Below are 2,039 nucleotides of genomic sequence, written 5' to 3' on the forward strand. Positions count from 1 at the left end.
CAACATGCCACCGGCAAATGTCGGGTTTGGCCATAGCTGGCTCGGCGCAATATGCTTTGCCGTTCAGATCTATTTCGATTTTTCCGCTTATTCCGATATGGCGATCGGCCTTGCGCGCACGCTTGGTTTTCGCTTGCGTGAGAATTTCAACCAACCCTACCTCGCCATCGGTTTCGGTGATTTCTGGCGGCGCTGGCACATCTCGCTTTCGACCTGGATCCGCGACTATCTCTACATCCCTCTCGGAGGGAACCGGGTCTCGACGCAGCGCATGTACGCCAACCTTTGGATCTGCTTCCTGTCGTCGGGCCTTTGGCACGGGGCCAATTGGACCTTCGTCGTCTGGGGTGCATTTCACGGCCTGTTCGTCTGCGCAGACCATGCGGGCCTCAACCGGCACGTCTGGCCGCGCCTGCCAAAATTAGTTGGCGTGGGCGTCACTGCGCTTTTGGTCATGTGCGGGTGGGTCATCTTCCGCGCGCACTCGCTCGGTCAGGCCGGCACGTTGTTTGGAGCGATGGCGTCCCCGGGGAAAGGCACGATCGGCGACATCACCCTTCATTGGGACTCCCTGTTCGCGCTGGCCATCGGCCTTGGCCTTTCCTTCACTCCTCTCGCATGGGCGCGCGGGATAGCCGACACGTTCGGGAAACGGCTGTGGCCGGTATTCGCACAGGCGAGCATTCTCGGTCTCACCGTCTGGTCATTCGGTCGCGTCTTCGTCTCGACGTTCAAACCTTTCATTTATTTCCGCTTCTGATGAAACAGCTCCTCAAGCGTCCCGTTCTCGCGCTCTTGATCCTGCTGACCCTCTTACCGGCGGCCGCAATGCTGGCTCGCGTGTCTCCCATTGCTGGCCTGAAATGGCTGAGCGACACGCATCTGGGCGGCGTCGTGGAACCACCGCCACCGCCTCCGTGGACTCTTTCGGCCTTCATGTCGGGAGAGTTTCAGGCGAAGGCCATGCCGTGGGCTTCCGAGGCGATGGGGCGGCCGCGCGAGGTCATGCTGCGCCTCAACAATGGCGCAGGCTATCTGATGGGACGGAGCTTCAACCCGGAAGTCTCGATCGGTCGCCAGAATGTGCTCTATCCGACCAATTACGTCCGCGATTGGTGCGGCAAGGGCCGGAGGAACAAGAGAGCCGTTGAAACAGCGGCGTCCATCGCGAAGACGCGAGACCTTGTCGAGGAATCGGGACGCACCTTCGTTCTGCTTTTCAGTCCGACGAAGCCCGGCATCTACCCCGAGAATCTTTCGTTACCTTGTGTCGGCGGGAGCCCGGAACGGCCCTCAGGGCAGCTCAGAACGGCGTTGGCGAAGCACAACATCAAGATCGTCGACGGAACGGCCGTCACCCGAGAAGCCAAGGCCCGAGAGGATGCGCCCCTTTTTGGGCGGGATGGTCTCCATTGGAATTCCTTTGGCGCTTCATTCAGCGTCACGGCCCTCATGAGCACGCTCGAAGAGAAACTCGGCAAACCGCTTCGGAAGCTGGAACTGGCGAATTTTGCCATCAACGACAGGCCAGGCGCTGTCGACGAGGACCTGGGCAATCTTCTCAACTTGCCCTTCGAACTTCGCCCCTACCCTTCACCGCACGCGATCTTCCGGACCGACTTGGGGCCAGCATCACCGAGCATTCTGATGGTCGGAACCAGCTTCTCTTGGCAATTGCTGGATCTCATCGGAAGCCATCGCCTCTCGGATCAGGTGAAATTTTATTACTATTTCAGCAAGGTCGCCGAAGTCAGGAATGGCGAAAGCCGCTTTTCGGATGTCAGTTTCGCTGCGGAAGCGGACCTTCCGACCACGTTTGCAGCGACGGATGTCGTGCTGTTGGAAGTCAACGAAGCGAACGCCTATGCGCCTTACATCGATCAGTTTCGACGAGCCCTGGAGAAGCTTCCTAGGAAGAAGCTGGCTGACGGGGTTTCCCCATAGCTTGCGCGCACCCCGCGTGGCGTCCCATCCCCTTGTTTTCCTGCGCCATTCAGTGTATCGAGCCCCCCTTATCCTATTCCCGAACACGAAGAAGG

The 2,039-nt window shown here is 59.3% G+C and carries 2 protein-coding genes; both read left to right on the forward strand.

From position 1 onward, the window contains the following. On the forward strand, positions 1-760 hold a 760-nt coding region (locus AC1DT3_RS19140; protein ID WP_477466803.1), incomplete at its 5' end, for an MBOAT family O-acyltransferase. Further along, positions 760-1,944: an alginate O-acetyltransferase AlgX-related protein gene (locus AC1DT3_RS19145; protein WP_477466804.1), complete on the forward strand. Its 1,185-nt coding sequence runs from the start codon at positions 760-762 to the stop codon at positions 1,942-1,944. The genes AC1DT3_RS19140 and AC1DT3_RS19145, both read left to right, overlap by 1 nt. Positions 1,945-2,039: the final 95 nt, after the last annotated feature.

The sequence above is a fragment of the Microvirga sp. P4_G7 genome (assembly GCF_056401005.1).